This window comes from Hymenobacter artigasi, from assembly GCF_012275535.1.
GTDB classification, from domain to species: domain Bacteria; phylum Bacteroidota; class Bacteroidia; order Cytophagales; family Hymenobacteraceae; genus Hymenobacter; species Hymenobacter artigasi.
Genome location: NZ_JAAVTK010000009.1, coordinates 199,133 through 221,794 on the forward strand (window position 1 = coordinate 199,133; position 22,662 = coordinate 221,794).

Consider the following 22,662-nt stretch of genomic DNA (forward strand, 5'->3'; position numbering starts at 1 on the left):
GAATGGCCCGGTCGGGCCGGGAGAAGACGGGCAAATAATATTGGCAAATTTACGGATGGCTGGTGCGATTTTTGCGCCGCCCGATTAAACCTGTTTCCCGGGTTCTGGTCAGGTAGTTGCCGGGCGGACGGGGGTGGGCAGTAGGCGAACCGGTGGGTTGAGTGGGCGACTCACAGTCGGCAACGGCCGATTGTGGGCAGGCCATCCCTGCTTTCTGCTTACATTTATCCGTTGAATTCAATTGCTTTATTTCAAAGTACCGTATGCATCCACACCTACGTTCCTGGTCCCGGTTCACGCCGGGTTTTATAGCTGTTTTGCTGGGACTGGGCGTGAGCTCAGAGGCCGCCGCCCAAACCACCTGCCCCATTGCGGCCGTATGCACGCCGGGCAACGCCACCAGTGGCCAAGCCAACCTTTTTGGCATGGGCATCCTCAACGTTACCGTTGGGAACAACCTCATTAACAACACTACGGGCAACTACATCGACGGCTACCGCGACTACGGCTGCACCTCCAACGCGGCCCTGAACGTGGGCCAGACCTACACCATCAGCGTGCGCACCGGCCCGAACACGAACGAGAACGTGAAGGTCTGGATTGACTATAACAACGACGGGGCCTTCACCGGCAACAGCGAGCTGGTGTTTGATGGGCCCAACAGCATTGTGCACACGGGCACGTTTGCGCCGCCCACCACGGCCGTGCTCAGCACCAACCTGCGCATGCGGGTGGCGTCGGACTACGCGCTGGGCATCGTGCCCACCTCGTGCTCCACGCCCCAGTATTCGCAGGTGGAAGACTACAGCGTGCGGCTGTCGTCGAACGTGAGCGCGCCGGTGGCTGTGTTCACCACCAACGGCACCACCACCTGCTCCGGCACCGTGCAGTTCACCGATGCCAGCCAGAACCTGCCCACTTCCTGGCTCTGGACCTTTGGCGACGGCACCACCAGCACCCTGCAAAGCCCCTCGCACACCTACACCACGGCCGGCACCTACGCCGTGACGCTGCGCGCTACCAATACCGTAGGCAGTACCACCAGTGCCGCCACCACCATCACCTACAACGCCTCGGTGCCGCTGGCGGCCAGCTGCTCGCCCCAAACCACCAACTACTTTGCCAACTACGGCATCACCCGCTTCCGGCTGGGCGACATCGACAATACCTCGGCCGACGGCAGCGCCGGCTACCAGGATTTCACCTGCCCGCAGCGCACCGATTTGATTGTGGGCGTGAATAACCCGATGATTATCACCACGGGCGGGGTGAACCCGCACGACATCCGGGTGTACCTGGACGTGAACAACAACGGCGTTTTTGCGGCTTCCGAGCTGGTTTATACCGGCCTGAACACGGCCAGCCCCGGGGCCACCACCACCTTCACCCTGCCCACCGGCACCGTGCTCAACCAGCCCCTGCGCCTGCGCGTGATTGCCGATGCCATTGGCAACACGGCCGGGCCCTGCGTGAACCCCGTGAGCGGCCAGGTGGAAGACTACACCATCATTGCCCGGCCCAATACGCTGCCGCCCATCATCAACTTCAGCACCAACTACGTGGTTGGCGGCTGCGTGAATCCCATTCAGTTCACCGACCTCACCACCAACGTGCCCATTTCCTGGCTGTGGAGCTTCGGCGATGGTACGACCAGCACCCTGCAAAACCCCACGCACACCTACACCGCCTCGGGTACCTACAACATCACCCTCTCGGCCACCAATGCCAACGCCTCGGCCAGCGTGACGCGCCTGAACGCGGTAACCATTCAGGTGCCCTGCCTCACGTATTGCGCGTCGAACGGCACGGGGGGCACCGGCCCCGGCGGGCAGCAGCTGCCCAGTCCGTTCTTCATCGCCACCGTGGGCATTGCCAATGCCACCCCGGCTTTCGTCAATAACAGCAGCGTTGCCACGGGTGGCTACGCCAACTACACGAGCCTGACCCTATCGGCCAGCGTGGGCAACTCCCTTAGCCTGACGGTGGGTACCAATCTGGCCGCGCAGCACCGCACCTCGGCCTGGGTAGACTGGAACATGAACGGCACGTTTGATGCCTCCGAGCTGGTGGTGAATGGCACGGCTAACGCCAATACCTTCACCGCGCCCTTCACGGTGCCCGCCGGCATGGCAGGCAGCACGCCCCGCATGCGGGTGATGGTGGTGGCCAACGCCACCGGCGGCACGCCCAACCCCTGCGCCACCAATCTCATCAACGCCGAAGTGGAGGACTACCAGCTGCGGATACTGCCCCTGGCCACCCGCGATGCCCAGGCCCTGCCCACCCTCAGCCTCTTCCCCAACCCCACCCTGGACGGGCGGGTGAGCCTGCGCCTGCCCGATGCCAGCGCCGCCGGCCTCTACACCACCGAGGTGCAGAACCTGCTGGGCGCCACGGTGCTGCGCACGGCCCTGCGCCTGGGCCCGGCCGCCGATGCCCAGCTGGACCTGAGCGCCCTGCCGGCCGGCGTGTACGTGCTGCGCCTGCGCGACGCGCAAGGCCAGACCGCCCTGCGCCGCGTGGTGCGCGAATAACCCATAATCTCTTGCGAGCCGCAACCCGGCTTGCCCTCCGTTTCCAGCCGCCCCGGCCGCCTTCTGGCAGTCGGGGCAGCTTTTCAGCTTTCCTACCCTTCATTTTATTGTATGCCTACAACCTTACTCCGGCGTTTTTTGGGGCCGATACTACTACTGGCGCTGCTGGTGCTGGGCGTGCGCCCGGCGCAGGCCTCGCACCTATTGGGTGGCGAGATGAGCTACCGCTACCTCGACGCCACCGGGCCCGCTACCAGTCCCTTTCGCTACGAAATCACCCTGACCATTTATAGCAACGGCCTGTATACCAATGCTAACCCCAATAATGGCATTGCGGCTCCGCCGGTTAGCGCACCGATTGAAATCTACAACCGGACCACCGGGGTGCGCATTGCCAACTATACTTTCAGCCGCACGTCGCCCACGGCTACCAACGCCAACCTGCCGCCGCCCATTGCCCCGCCCGTGCCGCAGGGCTGCGCCGTGAGCGGCCCCAGCCAGCCGTTTTACCTGTGCAAATACGTGCAGACGGTGAACCTGCCGGTTTCCTTTGATGGCTACTACGCCGTGTACTCGGTGGGTGCCCGCAACAACACCCTGACCAACGTGAACAACCCCAGCGGGGGCACGGGCGGCAACGTACCGCTGACGCTGTACGTGAGCATGGCGCCGCCGCTGATTTACAACCGCTCGCCCGTATTTTCGGATACGGCCGTAGCCATCGTGTGCAAAAACGACACCACCATCACGCTCAACAATGCCTTCGACCCCGACGGCGACCGCCTGGTGTACTCCTTCGGCACGCCCTACGGCTTCCCAACCCCCGGCGGCACTTTCCCGCCATTTCCCCAACCGGTACCCTACTACCCGGCTTACAGCGCGGCCAACCCCTTTGGGACGGGCGCGGGCAACTTTGCGACCATCAACGCCAGTACGGGCATTGCCAAGTACGGGGCCAGCACCAATGGCCTCTACGTAGTAGCGGTGGACGTGGCAGAATACCGCACCATCAACGGCGTGGAAGTGCTGATTGGCACCACTCGACGAGACTTGCAGCTGGTGGTATCGACCTGCCCGCCCACTACGGCGCCGGTACTGCCGGCCCCTACCCTCACTCCCCGCAGCTATACCATTGAGGAAGGCCAGTCGCTGACCATTCCGATTACGGCCACGCAGGCCAGCGGCAACCACCCCCTGGTGCTCACCGTGAACAGTGCCCTGCTCGATGGTAGCGGGCCGTTCAACACCACCTTCAATGGCAGCACGGGCACGGTGCAGCCCGGCAACCTGACCGGCACGGCCACCGCCACCGGCACCGGCTCAGTATCGGGCACGTTCATCTACAACTCTGCCTGCGGCCAGGCCCGCACCACGCCCTACGACCTGGGTGTGACCGTGAAGGATAACGGCTGCGGCGGCAAGCTGGCTTCCGATATTTTCCGGGTGACGGTGACGCGCGCCGCCGGCCCCAACGCCATTACCGGCCCCACCACGGTGTGCGACCCCGCCACGGTGCGTACCTACACCGCCGCCGGCCCCGTGCCGGCTTCCTACCGCTGGCGCATTACGGGCGGCACCATCACGAGCGGCCAGGGCACCAACGCGGTGCAGGTGACCTGGGCCAGCGCCAATACCACCGGCACGCTCTCGCTCAAGGGCATTTCGACCTACGGCTGCCTGTCTGACTCAGTGGTTAAAACCGTGGATATCCGGCCGCTGCCGGCTCTCACAGCCACGGCCCTCGCGCCCAGCATCTGCCTGGGCACGTCGACTACGCTGACGGTGACCGGTCTGGCGGGCCTTACCTACGTGTGGTCCGGTGGCGGCATCAGCTCCACCAGCACCACCGTTACGGTGACGCCCACCGCCACCACCACCTACACTGTGACCGGCACCGACGGCACCTGCTCCATCACGGCCACCGTGACGGTGACCGTGACGCCTCCGCCCGTGGCCAATGCCGGCCCGGCCCGCACCATTTGCCCCAACGTGGCTTCTACGCCGCTGGGCGTGGCAGCTGTCACTGGCTTTACCTATACCTGGACGCCAGCCCTGGGCCTGAGCAGCACCACCGTGGCCCAGCCCACCGTGACGCTGCCCAACACCACCGGCGCAGCCATCACCCAGACCTACACGCTCACCGTATCCTCCGGCCCAAGCTGCTCCAGCACTTCTTCGGTGGTGGTGACGGTGAGCCCCGCCGCCGTGGCCGATGCCGGCCCGGCCCGCAGCACCTGCTCGGGGGTAGCTTCGGCCGCCATTGGCACTGCCGCACTGGCCGGCTACACTTATAGCTGGAGCCCGGCCACCGGCCTGAGCAGCGCCACCGTGGCCCAGCCCACCGTAACGCTGCCCAACCTGACCGGCACGCCCATCACCCAGACTTATACTGTGACGGCTACTAACAGTACAGGCTGCACCGCGACCTCCACGGTCATCATTACCATCAACCCCGCCGCCGTGGCCGTGCCCGGCCCGGCCATCAGCTTCTGCTCGGGCACGGTTTCGGCCCCGCTGGGCGGCACGGCTACGCCCGTAGCCGGCACTACCTACAGCTGGAGCCCGGCCACTGGCCTGAGTGACCCGACTGTTGCCAACCCCACGGTAACGGGCATTAACACGACGGGCGTGCCCATCGTGAGAACTTATACCCTGATTACCACTTCGCCCCTCGGCTGCCCCTCCGCCCCTGCCACCGTGGTGGTGACCATCAACCCCGCCGCCGTGGCCGATGCCGGCCTGGCCAAGGCGACCTGCTCGAACGTGCCCGTGGCCATTGGCAACGGCGCGGCCGTAGCCGGCACCACCTACGCCTGGAGCCCGGCCACCGGCCTGAGCAGCACCTCGGTGCTGAACCCGACCGTGACGCTGCCCAACCTGACCGGTGCCCCCATCACCCAGACCTACACCCTGACGGCTACTACCGCCAACGGCTGCACCGCCACCAACACCGTGGTGGTAACCATCAACCCGGCTGCCGTGGCCGATGCCGGCCTGGCCAAGGCGACCTGCTCGAACGTGCCCGTGGCCATCGGCAACGGCGCGGCCGTGGCCGGCACCACCTACGCCTGGAGCCCGGCCACCGGCCTGAGCAGCGCCTCGGTGCTGAACCCGACCGTGACCCTGCCCAACCTGACCGGTGCCCCCATCACCCAGACCTACACCCTGACGGCCACCACCGCCAACGGCTGCACCGCCGCCAATACCGTGGTTGTGACCATTAACCCCGCCGCCGTGGCTGTGGCCGGGGCCAACCAGGCCGTGTGCTCGGGTTCGACCATTACGCTGGGCGCGGCCCCGGTAACGGGCTACACCTATAGCTGGAGCCCGGCCACCGGCCTGAGCAGCATTACCGTGGCCAACCCCACCTTCACGCTGACCAACACTACGACCACCCCAAACCCCATCACCTTCACGCTGACTGCCACCACCGCCAACGGCTGCGTGGCCACCAGCCCCGTGACCGTGACCGTGAACCCTGCCGCCGTGGCCGATGCCGGCCCCGCCGCCGCCGTCTGCGACCTCAAAACCATTACCCTGGGCACTCCGGCCCGCACCGGCTACACCTATAGCTGGGCCCCGGCTACGGGCCTGAGCAGCAGCACTGCCGCCCAGCCCGTGCTCACGGCCTCGAACACGACGGCCCTGCCCATCACCCGCACCTACACCGTGACGGCCACCACCGCCAATGGCTGCGTGAGCACCAGTGCCGTGGTCGTGACCATCAACCCGCGCCCGCTGCCTTCCGCTATTGTGGGGCCGGCCTCGGTATGCCCCACGGTGACGGGCATTGCCTATTCGGTAGCTAATCCCGTGGGCTCGGCCTTTACCTGGCTGATTCGCGGCGGTACCATTGCCAGCGGCCAGGGCACCACGGCCATCGCCGTGGACTGGGGCGTGGCCAGCACCGGCGGCTACCTCAAGGTATTCAGCCTGAATGCCCAGGGTTGCTCGTCCGACACCACTACCCTGCCCATCATCATCAACCCACGCCTGCAAACGGTGCGGCCCACCGGCCCCGGCGACATTGTGGCCATAGCCCCGCTGCCGCGCGCCGTGTGCCAGGCCGATGGCCCCTACCGCTACGTGAGCGGCGTGTTTGCCAACGGTTCCAGCTACGCCTGGACCATCATCGGCGGTACGCAGGTGAGCACCCTACAGAACACGGTGACCGTGAACTGGGCTCCGGTGACGGTGCCCACCATCGGCAAGATTGTGGTGACGGAAACCAGCAACCCCGCCAGCGGCGTGCGCTGCCTGGGCACTTCCGATACCCTCAAGGTGCTCATTAACCCCTCGCCCCGCCCCACCCTGGCCATTACCGCCCCGGTGCGCGTGTGCCAGACCAACGGCCCCGTGACCTTCGGCCTGCCCGGCGGCTTCACTGGCTCAACCTACGTGTTCCAGCTGGCGGGCGCTACCCTGGCCGGCACCGGCAATACCCGCGTGCTCGCCACGCTGCCCGCCCCCGGCACCTACACTCTTACGGTGCAGGAAACCACCTCGGCCGGCTGCACCGGCCCGGTGTACACCACGCCGTTCACGGTGGCGCCTACGCCCACCGCGCCTACCATTTCGGGCTCGGGCTTCGTGTGCAATGTGGCTACGCCGCAGCAATACGCCATTGCCAACCCCACGGCCGGCGCCAGCTACCAATGGACCATTGTGGGTGGCACCGTCACGGCGGGCGGCACCAGCAACCAGGTTACGGTGCGCTTCAATGCCACCGGACCTTACACGGTGAGCGCTGCTGAAATCAGCGCCGCGCCTGCGTCCTGCACCGGCCCCACCACCACCCGCACCATCCTCTTCGATAGCCCGACGCTGACCCTGACCAACGCCTCGGTAGATGCTGCCAGCAACAGCCGCGTCATCATCTCGCTGGGCACGCTCAACAGCGCTAACACGCCCAACCCGGTGCAGGTGCTGCGCCGCGTGGCGGGCTCCGGCAGCTTCGCGCCGGTGGGCACGACAACGGCTTCGGCCACCACCTTCACCGACAACAGCGCGGTGGATGCCAACGCTAATTCCTACGAGTACCAGCTCAGCCTCACCAACGGCTGCGGCACGGTTACTACTACCGGCGTGGCCCAGACCATCCGCCTGCAAGCCACTGCTACCGCCACCGCCGGCGGCCGCGACCAGGGCCGCACGGCCCTCACCTGGAACGCCTTCGTGGGCTTCGCGGTGAAGGAGTACCGCATCTACCGCCGCACCGATGCCGGCGCGCCGGTGCTTATTGCCACGGTGAGCCCGACCACGCTGCAATACACGGCCACCAACACCGACCCCAACAGCACCGCCACCGGCCTGGGCTTCAGCCAGAATTTCCGGGTGGTGGCCGCCAGCACCGACGCGACGCCGCTGCTCTCGAACTCGAACGAAACCAGCGTGAGCTTCGCCAACGCCGTGAAGACCTACAACGTCATCACCCCGAACCGCGATGGCCAGAACGATGTGCTCGTTATCGACAACGTCGGCCTCTACCCCGGCAACACCTTCACCATCTTCAACCGCTGGGGCCGCGAGGTGTACAAAACCACCAACTACCAGAACAACTGGGGTGGCGATGACAGCACGCCCGCCGGTAACTACTTCTACATCCTCACCCTGCCCAACGGCACGAGCGTGAAGAACTGGTTCGAAGTGGTGAAGTAGACCACGGATTGGCTCGAATTTTAGCGGATTTCCCGGATTTTGTAGCCGATTGATTACCTAAAAAAAGCCTGCCGGTTGGCAGGCTTTTTTATTGCCTGCTGTTTTCCGGGACTTTCTGCCCCGTCCCTCCATCGCCGTCCCGCACGGCTGGCGGGGTAATCGGCCACAAAATCCGGGAAATCCGCTAAAACCCGAGCCAATCCGTGGTCCGGGCAGTAGTTTTGTCTTCTTATGAGCCGAGCCAAAAAAATAGCCCCCGAGTTACTCCGCAACGTCACCATTCAGGACATGGTGGCCGAAGGCAAATGCCTGGTGCGCGTCGAAAACCTCGTCATTTTCGTGTCGCAGGTCGCCCCCGGCGATGTCGTGGATTTGTACATCACCAAAGCCAAGAAGACGTTTCTGGAAGCCGTACCGGTGAAGTTTCACCAGTATTCCGACCTGCGCGTCACGCCGTTTTGCCAGCACTTTGGTACCTGCGGCGGCTGCAAGTGGCAGCATATCGGCTACGATACCCAGCTGCATTTCAAGCAGCAGCAGGTGGTGGACCAGCTCACCCGCATCGGCAAAGTGGCGTTGCCCGAGATTCCATTCATCCTCGCTTCGCCCCAGCGCACCTACTACCGCAACAAGCTCGAATACACGTTCTCGGACAACGGCTGGCTGACCACCGAGCAAATCAACGACGACACCCAGACCTTCGACCGCAACGTGCTGGGCTTCCACACCCCCGCCCGCTTCGATAAGATTATCGACGTGCAGCACTGCCACCTCCAGGCCGAGCCCAGCAACGAAATCCGCCTCTTCATCCGCGACTACGGCCGCAAGCACGGCCTCGAATTTGGCAACATGGTGCGCCAGACCGGCAACCTGCGCAACCTCATCATCCGCACCGCCCAGAGCACCGGCGAAATCATGGTGATTCTGCAGTGCTACCGCCCCCACGAGAGCATTGAGCCCCTGCTCGACGCCCTCTACGCCAAGTTCCCCGGCATCACCTCCCTCAACTACGTCCTCAACAGCAAGGGCAACGAAACCTTCCACGACCTCGAAGTGGTGACCTACAAAGGCAAGCCCTACATCGAGGAAGAAATGGAAGGCCTGCGCTTCCGCATCGGCCCCAAGTCCTTCTACCAAACCAACTCCGAAGGCGCCCACCAGCTCTACAAAGTAGCCCGCGACTTCGCCGACCTTAAGGGCGATGAGCTCGTGTACGACCTCTACACGGGGGCCGGCACCATCGCCAGCTTCGTGGCTCACCAGGCCCGCAAAGTCATCGGCGTCGAGTACGTGGAGCAGGCCGTGGCCGACGCCCACGTCAACGCCGAAATCAACAACATCACCAACATGGAGTTCTACGCCGGCGACATGAAGGACATCCTAACGGCAGAATTCACCGCCCGCCACGGCCGCCCCGACGTCCTCATCACCGACCCGCCACGCGCCGGCATGCACCCCGACGTCGTGGCCCGCCTCCTGGAGCTGCGCGCCCCCCGCATCGTCTACATCAGTTGCAACCCCGCCACCCAGGCCCGCGACCTAGAGCTACTAGATGCCGCGTATCGCGTGACGCGCGTGCAGCCGGTGGATATGTTCCCCCACACCCACCACGTGGAGAATGTGGTGGCGCTGGAGTTGAAGTAACGCAAATTTGTTCAGCCTTGATGGACAGCAAAAAACCTGCTAATCGACTCATTAAGGCAATTTTTATATGCCTTGCATTCCTGCTGTTAACGGGTTTTTACTATCATCTTGACAAATACCTAACTGGTCTTATTTTCATTATTCTTACGCTATGCATCCCAATTTTATTTTTATTTATTGTCGTCTATGCTTTCAAAGAATTATTTGATATTATCCGAAACAAGCAGAAGCGAAACACAATAAACGCACTACCATCTGTTTTATATTTTCTGACCTCAAGTTATTTGTTATTCAGCCCCTACCAGTTTTCTTCAGAGAATCTAGAAAGCCCAGTAACAATAAGAGCTTGTTATGAGGGCACTCAAAACCAAGCAACAATCAAGTTTCGTCAAGACAAAAGTTTTGAATTAAACTGGACTGGCATTTTTTTCTCTAATTCCTGGTACACTGGAAATTACATCCAGAACGGAGACACATTAATACTCAATTACAGAAATGAAAAACCTGTTCGATTTGGCCATTTAATAATTATCAAAAACGGCGAATTACAAACAATTAAAACTACTAGTGACTCATTAGAAAACATTGTTCCTTTCTATTTGGGCTATTGTAAACATCTTAACTAAGAATGGATTACTTCAACGACCCTGAACTCAACGGCAAATACCTCGGCACCATCACCAAGGATTTCGTCGTCGTGTCCGACACCCTGCTGGAAGCCTCTTCCCAGATTCGCAAGGGCGACTTCAGCCAATACCCCATTTTCGTCTTTGCCAAGCAGGAAGTGCCCCTCGGCGGCCTCCTCGTCAACGCCGATGATTTGAATCTGGAGTGGCACGTCTTCGCCAGCTACCTGGAGCTATTCGTGCAGCAAGGCATCATCGACGTCGATGGCGTCGAAGCCTTCCGGGCTACTTACAAAGACGCCGACGAATTCTGCTGCCTCTTCGTGCTTGATGAGACGTTCACGAATTTTGTGTTCGTGCCCTACCCGGAGGATTAGAACAGCCCCGGAGGGGCGACATATCGGTAGTAACTCCCACTACCAGGAAACTTCGAAGCCCCAGCGGGGCGACATTCGTTCAACGAGTGTCGCCCCGCTGGGGCTTCGTGGTTTTAACCATTCGGTTTTTACTACCGATATGCCGCCCCGCTGGGGCTTGCGTACGCACCCTACCCCACCAACTCACCTTGCGGCTGCGGAATCCCGCGCAGCACCTCCGCCAGCAATTGATAGGAATAGACCCGCGCCTCGTGGCTGAAAACATTGGTAACAGCCATGATTTCATTCACCTGTGTCTCGTTCACAAAAGCCTGCAAATCTTGCTCAACGGTAGCTTTGCTGCCAATGAAAGCACAGGCCAGCATCTGCTCCACGGCGTATTGCTGCGCGGGCTCCCACAACCCGGCCATCGACTCGACGGGCGGCTGCAACGGCGCCGGCCGGCCCTTAATCACGCCTAACATAAACTGCTTGAGCGACGTGGCTAGGTGCTGCGCCTCGGCGTCGGTATCGGCGGCCACCACGTTCACGCAGGCAATGACGTAGGGGGCGGCCAGCGCGGCCGACGGCCGGAAGTTCTGGCGGTATATCTCCAACGCCGCAAATAGCTGGCCCGGCGCGAAGTGGCTGGCAAACGCATACGGCAGGCCCAGCGCGGCAGCCAGGTAGGCGCTATCGGTACTGGAACCCAGAATCCAGATGGGTACCTCCAGCCCTTCGCCCGGAATGGCGCGCACCGTGGCCGTGCTGTTGGCCGCCGAGAAATAGGCTTGAAGCTGCTGAATGTCGCGGGGGAAATCCTGCGGGCCACCGAAGCGGCTGCCCCGTATAGCCTGCGCCGTCACCTGGTCGGAGCCGGGGGCGCGGCCCAGCCCCAAATCAATTCGGCCGGGGTAGAGCGAGGCCAGCGTGCCCAACTGCTCGGCAACTACCAGCGGCGCGTGGTTGGGCAGCATGATGCCGCCTGAGCCCACCCGCAGCGTGCTGGTGCCGCCCGCGATGTAGCCAATCAGCACCACCGGGGCCGAGCTGGCCACGCTGGCCATGTTGTGGTGCTCGGAAAGCCAGTAGCGGGTATAGCCCGCCTTCTCCACTTCCTGCGCCAGGTTCAGGCTGTGGCGGAAGGTATCGGCCGGCGTGCTGCCGGCATTAATGGGGGCCAAATCCAGCACGGAGTAGGCCAGGGGAGCAAACGAATCAGTTGTCATGAACGGAGAATTAGAAGGAAGAGGCCGCTGGCCAGCAGCTACAAGCTGCAGAGGGGCCGGGGCGGACGGTGTATAACGCCTCAAGCGGGCAATTGATTCTTTTGCTTCTGTTATCAAAGCCAAAAAGCCCCAACGGGCACCCCAGACGTTGGCGAACATCTGGGGTGCCCGTTGGGGCTTTCAATTAGTGGGTAGCGTAGTAGCGCGGACTTTGTAGTCCGCGCTATTTTTAATTCCGGCGCTGCACTGGCAGGTCTTCCAACTGCGCGTAGCTCAGCTTCCAGGTATTATCGGCGGCTTTTTTCCAGAAGAAAATGTAGTTGCCTTCGCCGAAACCGGCGGGCTCGCCGGGAGCGGCGGGCTGCACATCTACCGAGAACGTGCCGGCCTCGTAGGCGCTGTTGTCGTCGGTGTTGCTGCTGCTCACGCTGGTTTTCAGGTTGGCGATGGTTGGAATCGTGGCGCTCACCCATTTCTGGCCTACTTCGTCCTTGCCCTTCCAGTGGGCGTTGCCCTGCACGAAGGTGATGTCGTCGGCCATCATGCCGGTGATTTTACCCGTGTCGCGGCTATTCCAGGCCGTGATAAAGTCGCGGTTCAGGTTCTGCACGTTGGCCGTGTCGGCGGGCGCTTTCGAGCAGGAAGAAGTGAGGGCGGCGGCAGCCAGCAACAGGCTACAAACGAGGGATTTCATACATCCGGGGAATTGGTGAAAGAAATAGTGGCGGGCAGCTGTGCCCACCGCGGCAACTGGTCAGAAACAATCAACCCCCGGGCGCAGGCGCCCAGGGGTTGCAAAATAATGCGAAGCGGCAATTACCAGCTTTTCCGACGATACTCGGAAGTGCCGTAGGGGTGCGAAGCATCGCCGTAGGCAGGGTTGGGCAGGTAAGCGGCGTTTGAGGGAGCCGGCTGCGCGGCGGGCTGCATGCCGCCCACCATGGTGCTGGAAGCCGTCAGGCTATTGGCGGGCACCAGGGCCGTTTGCGTGGTGCGGGTGGTGGTAACGGTCGGGCGGTTGCGGGCCAGGGCCAGCTCGCGGCGGTAGTTGGCTTCACGGGCGGCCACGGCGCGCTGCTGGGCGGCGGCGGCGGCACGCTGCTTTTTCTTGTTGTCGATGTGCTTACCAACACCGTAGCCAATGGCACCACCGGCCACGCCACCTACCACGCCACCCACGGCCCGGTTGCGCTTGTTGATGATGGCTCCGGCAGCAGCCCCGCCCAGGCCACCGATAACGGCACCTTTGGCCTGCGGGCTCCACTGTGCGTGGGCAGCAGGAGCATGAAACGAAGTGAGCAGGATAATGAAAGCGAAGAGATACGGGAGCTTATTCATGGCCGAAGTCATTAGGGAATGAGAGATTTACTCGGAACGTAAGAGTCGGCTTGACAAGGAGTGTGCCAGTTCCGAAAGGGGCAGCTGCCGGGCTAAACGGTAGCGGCCCCTAAAAGTTTATTATCGGACTCGTTATCTAATTTAAAAACGGACGTTGCGCCGGCAGCTATTATGCCCGGTGTTTCAACGGGCAATCAGAAACAGCCGCCGCATTAGCCACTGCGTAGCATTAGTTAAAAACTAGTCCAGCCCTGCGCCTGCAACGGCACTGCCTGCCCAGCCTTGGTCACCAGGTTAGTTCCGTCGGATTTGTCAGTAAGGTGGCCGATGATGGTGATGTCGGGGTGGTTTTTGATTTTTTCGTGGTCCGTAACCGGTACCGTGAACAGCAACTCGTAGTCCTCGCCGCCGTTGAGGGCGCAGGTGAGCGGGTCGAGGTTGAACTCGGCCGCCGCCTCCAGCGTGGGGTTGGCCAGGGGCAGGAATTCGGTGAATACCCGCGCGCCCGTGCCGCTGGCCGTGCACAGGTGCAGCACTTCGGAAGCCAGCCCATCCGAAATATCAATCATACTGGTGGGCCGGATGCCGCGCTCGCGCAGCTCGTGCACGATATCGAGGCGGGCCTCGGGGCGCAGCTGGCGCTGCACGATGTACTCGTAGCTGGCCAGCTCGGGCTGGGTTTCGGGGTCGGCCAGGTAGGCTTGCTTTTCGCGCTCCAGTACCTGCAGGCCCAGAAAAGCGCCGCCCAGGTCGCCGGTCACGCAGAGCAGGTCGGTGGGCTGGCCGCCGCTGCGGCGCACGGCCTCGCCGGTGGCTACTTCGCCCAACACCGTGATGGCCAGCGTGAGGCCGCCCCGGCTGGCGGTGGTGTCGCCGCCCACCAGGTCTACGTTGTAGGCCTCGCAGGCCAGGCGCATGCCGGCATACAGCTCCTCAATGGCCTCCACCGTGAAGCGCGGGCCGGCCGAGAGGGCCACCACCAGCTGCGTGGGCAGGGCATTCATGGCCGCCACGTCCGACACGTTCACGGCCACGGCCTTGTAGCCCAGGTGGCGCAACGGGCTGAACGAGAGGTCGAAGTGGATACCCTCCACCAGCAGGTCGGTGGTCATCACGGTATCGGTGCCGGCGGTGGGCCGGATGATGGCCGCGTCGTCGCCAATGCCGAGCACGGTGCCGGGCTGGCGGGCCGTGATATTGGCCTGCAGGCGACGGATAAGGGCAAATTCGCCAATGGCGGAGAGGGGCGTGAGGTTATCGGACATAGGTTGTTGGTGGTCAGTTGCTCGGGGTCAGTTGTCAGCATCAGCCCACCCGCCAAACAGCCGGACAACCGGCCACGAGCAGCTGACAACTACCTCACAAAAGTACGCCCACAAAAAAAGGAGAGAATTGCTTCCCTCCTTTTTCGCTTTCAGATAACCGGCCGTTTATTCAACCACCAGCTCTTTGTAGATTTTGGTCTGGCCGTCGGCGCTCAGAATCTGCACGAAGTACAGGCCGGGCTTCAGAGCCGAGATGTCGAGCTGGAGCTTTTCCTGGCCCTGGCCTTTGGCCTCGGCGCTGATGGCCTGGCCCAGGTTGTTCAGCACAGTAACGCGGCCCACTTTGGCATCTTTGATTTCAACCGTAGCAAAGCCGTGGGCCGGGTTGGGGTACACGCTGATGTTTTTGTCGAACTTGCCCAGCGTGCTCAGCACGGCCTGGTAAGTGCCGAAAGGACCTACGTAGTCGTTGTGGCTGCCCAGCTGGTCGTAGAGCTGGCCGGCGGGGTTGGAAGTCCCATTCGGGCCGTTGAAGGCCGTGGAGTACATCACCCATTCGTCGGCAATGTTATAGCCGCCTGCGGCACGGGTGGGGGGGCAGGTAGCAGGAACAACGTTCTGAGGAGATGGGTTAACCCGGAGGCCGCGCGATACGCTAGCCCGACGGGTGATGGATTGGTTGGCCGAAGCCACGAAAACCGCGTTGGTGCCGGTACCGTCCAGGGGGTTGGTGCCGCTCCAGTTGCCGCCCGTTGCGCAGGTCTGCAACACGGGTCTTTCACCAATCACGCCAATCAGGTCCACAATCACGCCATTGCCGGAGCCCGCCGTGCCGCTGGGGTAGCGCACCAGGGCCATTGCGTCGTCGCCGTTGAAATAAATAGGGCCGCCACCAACGATTACCGTGGGAAGGGTAGTCACGAGGTAATCGGCGCTGAACTGGTTTGCGACGTTCACAATAGCCGGAATGGTCGCTTGACCGCAGGCCAGCACGAAGGTTGTGCGGGCATTCATACTGTTTGTCCCCACAGCGGCATGCGCCTGGTTGCTGCGGAACAATTTCTCTTCCTCCACTACCGTCAAACTGCCGTTGGAGTAGCGCCGCACCGAGTAAGGGTTCAGGCTGACGGTGTTATTGGTGGGGTTGAAAATCTCCAGGGCTCGCTCGTTGCCGGTCGAGGGGGCCGTACCGCCGTAGGTTACGCCCGACTGGTGGGCTCCCTCGTTGTATTCCGAGAAAAACAGTTCCGTACCTTGGGCATGGGCAGCTCCGGCCAACAGCAGAGCAGCAGAGAGCATTAAGTATTGCTTTTTCATATTTTTTGGAATGTGTAATGTCAGTGCAATGGCAAAGATACAAGCTTTTTGTAGCTGAGTTGATTACGATACTGTGTACACAAAAATCACTTTTCCTCTACATAACCCGAGTACGATGAGCCGGTGAGCATGCCGCATATACCGAATAGCCTTGTTTGAGCGTTGCAGCGCACATTGCCCCAGCGGCATCGGGGCTGCCCCCGTTTGGCCCGGCCACGTATTTTTTCACCTGGCCCCGTAGCTTTGCTATGCCGGGCTATTTCCTTCCGGGCTCTTTCCTTTTATGCGCACTTTCTTTTCTTCCCCGGTTAAAACCGTCGTGCTTTCGCTGTTGATTTTTGCGGGCTGCGCGGCTTCCTGCAAGCGCGATGGGGCCAAAACGGCGTCTTTCGACCCGGCTTCGGCGGCGGCGGCCAAAGCGCAGTTCGATGTGCTGCGCGATTCCGTTGACATCAAATGGCGCAACATGACGGAAAGCGACGACCAGAAAATTGGCATCACCCGCCTGCTGCTGCGCGAGCTGAAGGGCCAGCCCGGCATCACGGCCACCCAGCTGCAGGACCTCGACCGCGCCAATACCCACCTCAAGGCCCGCCGCTACACCCAGCAAACCATGGCCAGCTCCGACCTGATTGACCAGTACGACACCGCCCAGGACTCGCTGCTGAAAGCCGTGTACCCCGTGGCCGCCCCCAACGGCAACGCGCCCACCGAAAATGCCCGCAACTTTGTGGAGGGCATTCAGCAGCTCGACGCGGGCGTGGTGGCATTTCGGGTGCAGTACGACCGCGCCGTGCACCAGTACAACGACTACCTCAAGCTGCACCGCCCCGAGCTGGAGTCGCTCGGCGGCAAGTATGCCAACCTGCAGCCGCTGTCGTTTTTCACCATCGGGGACAAGTAAGCCGGAGGCCCACTATTTAAGCGGAGCAGCATTGATATAGCGCGGCAATCAGGTATCTTTAAGCCTCAGGCAATCAATGTCATTCATCAAACGCCCCGCCTATATGCACACCGCTACTTTCTTCCGCCGGCTGCTGCCGGCCCTGCTCCTCACCAGCCTCGCACTGGCTTCGTGCGAGGGCTGCAAAGACCGCGACCCACGCCCCAAAGGCAAGTGCGGCTCAAAAACCCCGGCTACTACTTCCGGCACGACGCCAGGCGGTAATTCGTAAGAATAGCATTTGGTTTAAAACAGAGAAGGCCGGCGTAATTGCCGGCCTTCTCTGTTTTAAACCAAATGCTAACTGGATTACAGCGCGGCCATTTCTTCGCGCACGAAGTCGGCCAGGGTGCGCAGGTACTCGGTGCTGAAATCGAAGCGGATGCCGGCGGCCGCGTAAATCTGGCCGATAGGCGCGGTGTAGCCCAGCGCCAGGGCACGCTTGTAGGCAGCCAGGCCCTCGGCGGGATTCTGGCGGTAGTTGCGCCACACGGCAATGGCCCCGAGCTGCGCCATGGCGTACTCGATGTAGTAGAACGGCACTTCGTAGAGGTGCAGCTGCTTCTGCCAGAGGTAGGGCTTGTAGCCATCGAGGCCGGCCCAGTCCACGGTGCGCTGGTTGAACTCGTCAAAAATCTCGACCCAACGCTGGTGGCGCTCAGTTTCAGTGTGCGTGGGATGCTCGTACACCCAGTGCTGAAACTTGTCGATGGTGGCCACCCACGGGAAGGTTTCGAGCACGCTTTCGAGGTGGGTTTTCTTGGCGCGGCGCAGGTCTTCGGGGTTGGGGAAGAAAACGTGCCACTGGTCCATGCTCATCAGCTCCATGCTCATCGAGGCCAGCTCGGCTACTTCGGACGGCGGGTGCTTGTCGGCCCCCAGCGGCAGGCCGCGCGTGAGGAAGCTGTGCACGGCGTGGCCGCCTTCGTGCAGCATGGTTACCACGTCGCGCAGGCTGCTCGTGGCGTTCATGAAGATGAAGGGCACGCCGGTTTCGTCCAGCGGGTAGTTGTAGCCGCCGGGGGCCTTGCCCTTGCGGCTTTCTAGGTCGAGGTGGCCCATCTGGCGCATGGTGCGCAGGCAGTTGCCAAGGTAGCTGTCGAGGGTTTCGAAGACGGTGATGGTCTTTTCCAGCAGCTCCGCACCGGTGCCGAAGGGGCGCAGCGGGGGCTGGCCGCTGGGGTCCACGTCGAGGTCCCAGGGGCGCAGGGCGGGCAGGTTCAGGTCCTGGCGGCGCTCCAGGTCGAAGTCGTCGATGAGCGGCACCACCGTTTCGCGGATAGCGGCGTGGAAGTTGAAGCAGTCCTGCGGCGTGTAGTCGAATCGGCCCAGGGCGGCAAACATATAGTCGCGGAAGTTGGCGAAGCCGGCATTCAGCGCCACCTGGTGGCGCAGGCCGATGAGCTCGGTGAAGAGCTGGTCGAGGGGTTTGGCGTCCTGCAGGCGGCGGGCCTGAATGGCACGCCAGGCCGTTTCGCGCACGGCGCGGTCGGGGTTCTTGAGGCGGTCGGCGGCCTGGGGTAGGGTCAGGTCGTAGCCGTCGAGGGTCACGTTCATGGCCCCCACCGTGGCGGCGTACTGCTGCTGCTTGGTGCTGATGTCGGTTTTGAGCGGAATGTTTTCGGCCCGATAAATTTCCGAAGCGCGGCGTACCGAGCGCAGAAACACGCCGTAGCGGCCTTCATCCAGCCCGGCCAGGTGCGGCGAGGCCAGCATCTTTTCGTTAAGGGCGTGGTCGTAGGGAGCCACCAGCGGCTCTACTTCGTTCACGAAATACTGGAAGGCTTCGGAGCGCGCCGGGTCCTGCGTGTCGCAGGTCATGTGGATGTAGCGCCAGGCGAGGTCTTCGCTCAGCGCCGATTCCAGCTCGGAGCGGTCGAGCAGCCAGCGCTCCAGCTCGGCGGGCGTGTGCACCGGCCGGGCCTGCAATTCCTGGAAGAAGGGCTCAATCGTGGCCCAGTCGGTCACAATAAAGTCCTCGGGCAAATAGTGGCGGGGCGGCCGGCTGGTATCGGTAGCCGACTCGGCGGTAGGTTCAGCAAGAAGCATCATAGTACAAGTATAGTAGGACGGAATTCAGGATAGGCTCTAGTAACCTTCATTGCGGGAACAAAAGCCGGGCCGGACTATTTTTTTGGAAGTAGCTCGCAGTTGTCATCCTGAGCTTGCGAAGGACCTTATTGCTGATAAACGGCTTAAAGTATTCAACCGGCAAAGGCGTGATAAGGTCCTTCGCAAGCTCAGGATGACAAACGCGACAGGCGGCTACCCTATTTCAATCACCACGTCATCCGTCATCGGGTGGCCTACGCAGGTGAGCACGTAGCCCTGCTTCAGCTCCGAGTCGGAGAGGCCTTCGCGCTCGTCGAGGTGCACTTTGCCGCTCAGGCACTTGCCCCGGCAGGCGGTGCAAAGGCCGGCCTGGCACGAATACGGCAGGTCAATATCCTGGTCGAGCGCAGTATCGAGGATGGTTTTGCCGGCGGGCACTTCGATGAGGTACTCGCTGCCTTCGTACTGAATGGTAACGGTACGGGTGTTCTTTATCTTATCATCGGGGCTAGCCGATACGTCGCCGTGGCCGCTGGGCTGGGCGGCGGCCAGCTCAGCGTTGTCAGCGCTGGCCACGAAGCTTTCGCGGCGAATGCGGGCCTCGGGCACATTCAGCAGGCTGAGGGCGGCCTGGGCTTCGGCCATCAGGCCCTCGGGGCCACACATAAAGTATTCGGCCTGCTCGGCCGGAAACTGGTGGCGCTGCTCCAGAATGCGCAGGAGCATGGTGCGGTTCACCCGGCCGGTGTGGCGGTGCGGCGCCATGGGCTGCAGGGGCTGGCTATACACGTGCTCTACCTGCAGGTGGCCGTTGGAACGGGCTTCGAGGTCGGCAAGCTGCTGCTGAAAAATAACGGATTCCTCGTTGCGGTTGCCATAAATCAGCAGCACGTAGCTCTGGGGCTCGGCCGCTACCACGGCTTTCAGCATCGACATGAGCGGCGTGATGCCCGAGCCGGCCCCGATGAGCACCAGCGAGCGGGCCGCCTTGGGACTGGGGCTGAGGGTGAAATTGCCGAGCGGTTCCATTACCTCTATTTCCTGGCCTACTTGCACGTTATCAAGCAAATAGTTGCTCACCAGGCCGCCCACCACGCGCTTCACCGTCACGGACAGGCGCGGGGCCTCCGTGGGCGTGCTGCTGAGCGAGTAGGCCCGGCGCTCCTTTTTGCCGCCTGGCCCGCAGGGCACGATGAGCGTCAGAAACTGGCCGGGACGGCTGGCGATGGGCGCCCGGTCGGGCCGCTCCAGGTGAATGGTGACAGAATCGACAGTTTCCTGGGTGAGGGCAACGACGGTGAGGGTATGGTACATTGAGCGAGATGAGCGAATGGGGAACGAGGGGCCACGGGGCGGCGCGCTCGTTTGCGGTATGGCGGTAACAGAAATGCGGGCCGGATGATAAAAACATTCCTACCGGCCCGTCGGCAAAGGTAACTTGCCAGCCATATTACGGGTTTGCGGACGGGCCGTTTTCCTTTGTTGTTTCACGTTTTTTAGTCTTTCAGCGCTTGCTCTCCACCCTGCTCCAACGCCACCAGGCCAGCTTTGGCCCCGTGCTACCCGTCGACCTCAACGACCCCGCCGTCGCCCGCCTCGATTTCACGGCCGCCAACCCGCAAGTAACCAGCGCCGACCTGCGCGACACCGCCGCCTTCGATGATTTAGTCAATAATATGCTGGCCGAGAAAAACGCCACCATCGGCATCGGCGGCTACCTCGAAAACCGGGTTATCTACCGCCGCAGCACTCATTTTGGCCCTGGCGCGGCCGAGGAGCCCCGCTCCCTGCACCTGGGCGTGGATGTGTGGCTGCCAGCCGGCACGCCAGTACTGGCCCCGCTACCCGCCACGGTCCACAGCCTGGCCGACAACGATAATTTCGGCGACTACGGCCCCACCGTCATCCTACAGCACGAGTTGGAAGGGACGGTTTTCTACAGCCTCTACGGCCACCTCAGCCGCCAGGAGTGGCAGGCGCTGCGCGTGGGCCAGGTCCTGCAAAAAGGCGAGGCGTTTGCCACCGTCGGCCCATTTCCGGAGAATGGCGACTGGCCGGCGCACCTGCACTTTCAGCTCATGGCCGATATGCAGGGCCGGGTGGGCGACTTTCCCGGCGTGGCCCGGCCCAGCGAGCGCGAGGCATGGGCAGCCCTATGCCCCGACCCGAACCTGGTACTGCGCAGCCGGTCTATCTGACCACGGATTGGCACGGATTTAAACGGATTTCACGGATTTTGTAGCCGATTATCCGGGAAACGACATGTCCAAAAAAGGCTGCCTTTGGGCAGCCTTTTTGTTATTAGCAGCAGCTTTTGTGTCGTTTACAAAATCCGTGAAATATGTTTAAATCCGAGCTAATCCGTGGTCAGTCGAACTTGATGGCCACCACCGGCTTAATCCGCGCAATCAGGTACGTGGGAATCAGCACGGCCAGCAGCGAGGCGGCGAAAGTGGCCACGTTCAGCAGGATGAGCATTTTGGGGTCCCAGGAAATCGGGACGCGGTCCATGTAGTAGTTCTCGGGGTCGAGGGGAATGACGTGGAAGTAGTACTGAATGGCGCAGAAGCCCACGGCCACAAGATTGCCGATGAGCATGCCGCGCACCGTGAGCGAGAGGCCCCGGAAGAAGAACATCCGCCGAATCTGGTTGTCCGTCGCGCCCAGGGCTTTGAGGATGCCAATCATGTTGGTGCGCTCCAGAATCATGATGAAGATGGTGGCCACCATGTTGAACGTGGCCACGAAAATTATCAGGAGCAGGAAGATGATGACGTTGCGGTTCAGCAGCTGCAGCCAGTCGAAAAGCTGGGCGTACTGCTCCGTTATTTTGTCGATTTTGAGGTCGTAGGGCAGGCGCTCGTAGAAGTTGTCGGCGGTTTTATCGAGGGTTTTGAAGTCCTTGAGCACCACTTCCATGCCGCCCACCAGCGAGTCGGGCCAGGCCGGCGAGTTCAGCTCCCGAATCTGGCGAATATCACCGATAACGTACACCTCATCAAACTCATCAAGCCCCGTGGAATAGATGCCGCTGACGCGAAACTGCCGGATGCGGGGCGGATTCTGAATGAAGTAGAACAGCGCTTTTTCACCCACCGCGAGGCGCAGCTTATCGGCCACTTTGCGCGAAATCAGCACATCATCGCTGGCCGCAGAGTCGGGAAAGCTCAGAAACTTGCCGGCCACCAGGTTCTCGCGCATGGGCGACAGGCCGTCGGTTTCGGCAATGCCTTTGAGCACCACGCCCAGCACTTCGTCCTTGGTTTTGATGATGGCCGTTTTGACGGCGTAGGGTTGCGTGAATTTTACCTCGGGAAACTCGTGAAGCTGCTTCACCAGCCTGGGGCCGGCGATGGGGGCTACTTCGAGCGAGTTGTTGGTGTCGTAGCGCGAAATCTGGAGGTGCGCGCCGAAGGAGAAGATTTTATTCTGAATCTCGTTGCGAAACCCTTGCAGGATGGCAAACGACACCACCATCACCGCCAAGCCCATGGCAATGCTGATGATGGCTATTTTTGTGACCGACGCGGTGAAGGAGCCGGAATCGGCTCCCCCGTCAATCTTCTGCGAAATGTAGCGGGAGACATTCATTGTTCAGCCGTAAAGCTACGTTTTGAACCGCTACCGGCCACGCTCCTACCCTGTCGGGCCGGGCCGGTCCCAAACCGGGTTCTTTTTTTCCGCCTTTTTATCACTGTCT

At 61.8% G+C, this 22,662-nt stretch carries 15 protein-coding genes; 7 read left to right on the forward strand and 8 right to left on the reverse strand.

Going from position 1 to position 22,662, the window contains the following annotated elements:
* The first annotated feature begins 332 nt into the window (after positions 1-332).
* The 4 genes from HBN54_RS24035 to HBN54_RS15575 all read left to right on the forward strand — a co-directional run bounded on the left by HBN54_RS24035 (position 333) and on the right by HBN54_RS15575 (position 10,839).
* Complete coding sequence (locus HBN54_RS24035) at positions 333-2,534, forward strand: GEVED domain-containing protein (RefSeq protein ID WP_168674138.1); 2,202 nt, start codon at positions 333-335, stop codon at positions 2,532-2,534.
* Positions 2,535-2,645: 111 nt separating this feature from the next.
* Complete coding sequence (locus tag HBN54_RS15565) at positions 2,646-8,192, forward strand: T9SS type B sorting domain-containing protein (protein WP_168674139.1); 5,547 nt, start codon at positions 2,646-2,648, stop codon at positions 8,190-8,192.
* Positions 8,193-8,423: 231 nt separating this feature from the next.
* Positions 8,424-9,836 carry a 23S rRNA (uracil(1939)-C(5))-methyltransferase RlmD gene (rlmD, locus tag HBN54_RS15570; protein ID WP_168674140.1) on the forward strand — a complete coding sequence of 471 codons (1,413 nt, stop codon included), beginning with the start codon at positions 8,424-8,426 and terminating at the stop codon, positions 9,834-9,836.
* 628 nt (positions 9,837-10,464) lie between these two features.
* Positions 10,465-10,839 carry a hypothetical protein gene (locus HBN54_RS15575; protein ID WP_168674141.1) on the forward strand — a complete coding sequence of 125 codons (375 nt, stop codon included), beginning with the start codon at positions 10,465-10,467 and terminating at the stop codon, positions 10,837-10,839.
* A gap of 170 nt (positions 10,840-11,009) precedes the next feature.
* Here HBN54_RS15575 and HBN54_RS15580 read toward each other — a convergent pair whose 3' ends face one another.
* The 5 genes from HBN54_RS15580 to HBN54_RS15600 all read right to left on the reverse strand — a co-directional run bounded on the left by HBN54_RS15580 (position 11,010) and on the right by HBN54_RS15600 (position 15,949).
* Entirely contained in the window at positions 11,010-12,047 is a 1,038-nt protein-coding gene (locus tag HBN54_RS15580; protein WP_168674142.1) for an LLM class flavin-dependent oxidoreductase, read from the reverse strand.
* Positions 12,048-12,276: 229 nt separating this feature from the next.
* Positions 12,277-12,741 carry a YybH family protein gene (locus HBN54_RS15585; RefSeq protein WP_168674143.1) on the reverse strand — a complete coding sequence of 155 codons (465 nt, stop codon included), beginning with the start codon at positions 12,739-12,741 and terminating at the stop codon, positions 12,277-12,279.
* Between the two features lie 122 nt (positions 12,742-12,863).
* Positions 12,864-13,385: a glycine zipper domain-containing protein gene (locus tag HBN54_RS15590; RefSeq protein ID WP_168674144.1), complete on the reverse strand. Its 522-nt coding sequence runs from the start codon at positions 13,383-13,385 to the stop codon at positions 12,864-12,866.
* Between the two features lie 233 nt (positions 13,386-13,618).
* The gene (thiL, locus tag HBN54_RS15595; RefSeq protein ID WP_168674145.1) at positions 13,619-14,650 is read right to left on the reverse strand and encodes a thiamine-phosphate kinase; all 1,032 of its coding nucleotides are present in this window, start codon (positions 14,648-14,650) and stop codon (positions 13,619-13,621) included.
* Positions 14,651-14,815: 165 nt separating this feature from the next.
* Positions 14,816-15,949: a T9SS type A sorting domain-containing protein gene (locus HBN54_RS15600; RefSeq protein ID WP_168674146.1), complete on the reverse strand. Its 1,134-nt coding sequence runs from the start codon at positions 15,947-15,949 to the stop codon at positions 14,816-14,818.
* A 301-nt stretch (positions 15,950-16,250) separates the two neighbouring features.
* Between HBN54_RS15600 and HBN54_RS15605 the strand changes: the two genes are divergently transcribed.
* Positions 16,251-16,871, forward strand: a complete 621-nt coding sequence (locus tag HBN54_RS15605; RefSeq protein ID WP_168674147.1) for a hypothetical protein — start codon at positions 16,251-16,253, stop codon at positions 16,869-16,871.
* Positions 16,872-16,974: 103 nt separating this feature from the next.
* Positions 16,975-17,142: a hypothetical protein gene (locus tag HBN54_RS15610; RefSeq protein ID WP_168674148.1), complete on the forward strand. Its 168-nt coding sequence runs from the start codon at positions 16,975-16,977 to the stop codon at positions 17,140-17,142.
* A 77-nt stretch (positions 17,143-17,219) separates the two neighbouring features.
* Here HBN54_RS15610 and HBN54_RS15615 read toward each other — a convergent pair whose 3' ends face one another.
* Complete coding sequence (locus HBN54_RS15615) at positions 17,220-18,962, reverse strand: M3 family oligoendopeptidase (protein WP_235955549.1); 1,743 nt, start codon at positions 18,960-18,962, stop codon at positions 17,220-17,222.
* A 213-nt stretch (positions 18,963-19,175) separates the two neighbouring features.
* Positions 19,176-20,276 carry a ferredoxin--NADP reductase gene (locus HBN54_RS15620; RefSeq protein WP_168674149.1) on the reverse strand — a complete coding sequence of 367 codons (1,101 nt, stop codon included), beginning with the start codon at positions 20,274-20,276 and terminating at the stop codon, positions 19,176-19,178.
* A 197-nt stretch (positions 20,277-20,473) separates the two neighbouring features.
* On the opposite strand from HBN54_RS15620, the gene HBN54_RS15625 reads away from it, so the two are divergent.
* Positions 20,474-21,160 (forward strand): peptidoglycan DD-metalloendopeptidase family protein, encoded by a 687-nt coding sequence (locus HBN54_RS15625; protein ID WP_168674150.1) that lies wholly within the window; start codon positions 20,474-20,476, stop codon positions 21,158-21,160.
* A gap of 169 nt (positions 21,161-21,329) precedes the next feature.
* Here HBN54_RS15625 and HBN54_RS15630 read toward each other — a convergent pair whose 3' ends face one another.
* Complete coding sequence (locus HBN54_RS15630; RefSeq protein WP_168674151.1) at positions 21,330-22,553, reverse strand: ABC transporter permease; 1,224 nt, start codon at positions 22,551-22,553, stop codon at positions 21,330-21,332.
* Positions 22,554-22,662 lie beyond the last annotated feature (109 nt).

Bases quoted from the DNA above. Each gene is read 5' to 3' on its own strand.
- HBN54_RS15565 (WP_168674139.1), top strand. From the start codon at position 2,646: ATGCCTACAACCTTACTCCGGCGTTTTTTGGGGCCGATACTACTACTG.
- rlmD (WP_168674140.1), top strand. From the start codon at position 8,424: ATGAGCCGAGCCAAAAAAATAGCCCCCGAGTTACTCCGCAACGTCACC.
- HBN54_RS15575 (WP_168674141.1), top strand. From the start codon at position 10,465: ATGGATTACTTCAACGACCCTGAACTCAACGGCAAATACCTCGGCACC.
- HBN54_RS15580 (WP_168674142.1), bottom strand. From the start codon at position 12,047: ATGACAACTGATTCGTTTGCTCCCCTGGCCTACTCCGTGCTGGATTTG.
- HBN54_RS15585 (WP_168674143.1), bottom strand. From the start codon at position 12,741: ATGAAATCCCTCGTTTGTAGCCTGTTGCTGGCTGCCGCCGCCCTCACT.
- HBN54_RS15590 (WP_168674144.1), bottom strand. From the start codon at position 13,385: ATGAATAAGCTCCCGTATCTCTTCGCTTTCATTATCCTGCTCACTTCG.
- thiL (WP_168674145.1), bottom strand. From the start codon at position 14,650: ATGTCCGATAACCTCACGCCCCTCTCCGCCATTGGCGAATTTGCCCTT.
- HBN54_RS15600 (WP_168674146.1), bottom strand. From the start codon at position 15,949: ATGCTCTCTGCTGCTCTGCTGTTGGCCGGAGCTGCCCATGCCCAAGGT.
- HBN54_RS15605 (WP_168674147.1), top strand. From the start codon at position 16,251: ATGCGCACTTTCTTTTCTTCCCCGGTTAAAACCGTCGTGCTTTCGCTG.
- HBN54_RS15610 (WP_168674148.1), top strand. From the start codon at position 16,975: ATGCACACCGCTACTTTCTTCCGCCGGCTGCTGCCGGCCCTGCTCCTC.
- HBN54_RS15615 (WP_235955549.1), bottom strand. From the start codon at position 18,962: ATGATGCTTCTTGCTGAACCTACCGCCGAGTCGGCTACCGATACCAGC.
- HBN54_RS15620 (WP_168674149.1), bottom strand. From the start codon at position 20,276: ATGTACCATACCCTCACCGTCGTTGCCCTCACCCAGGAAACTGTCGAT.
- HBN54_RS15630 (WP_168674151.1), bottom strand. From the start codon at position 22,553: ATGAATGTCTCCCGCTACATTTCGCAGAAGATTGACGGGGGAGCCGAT.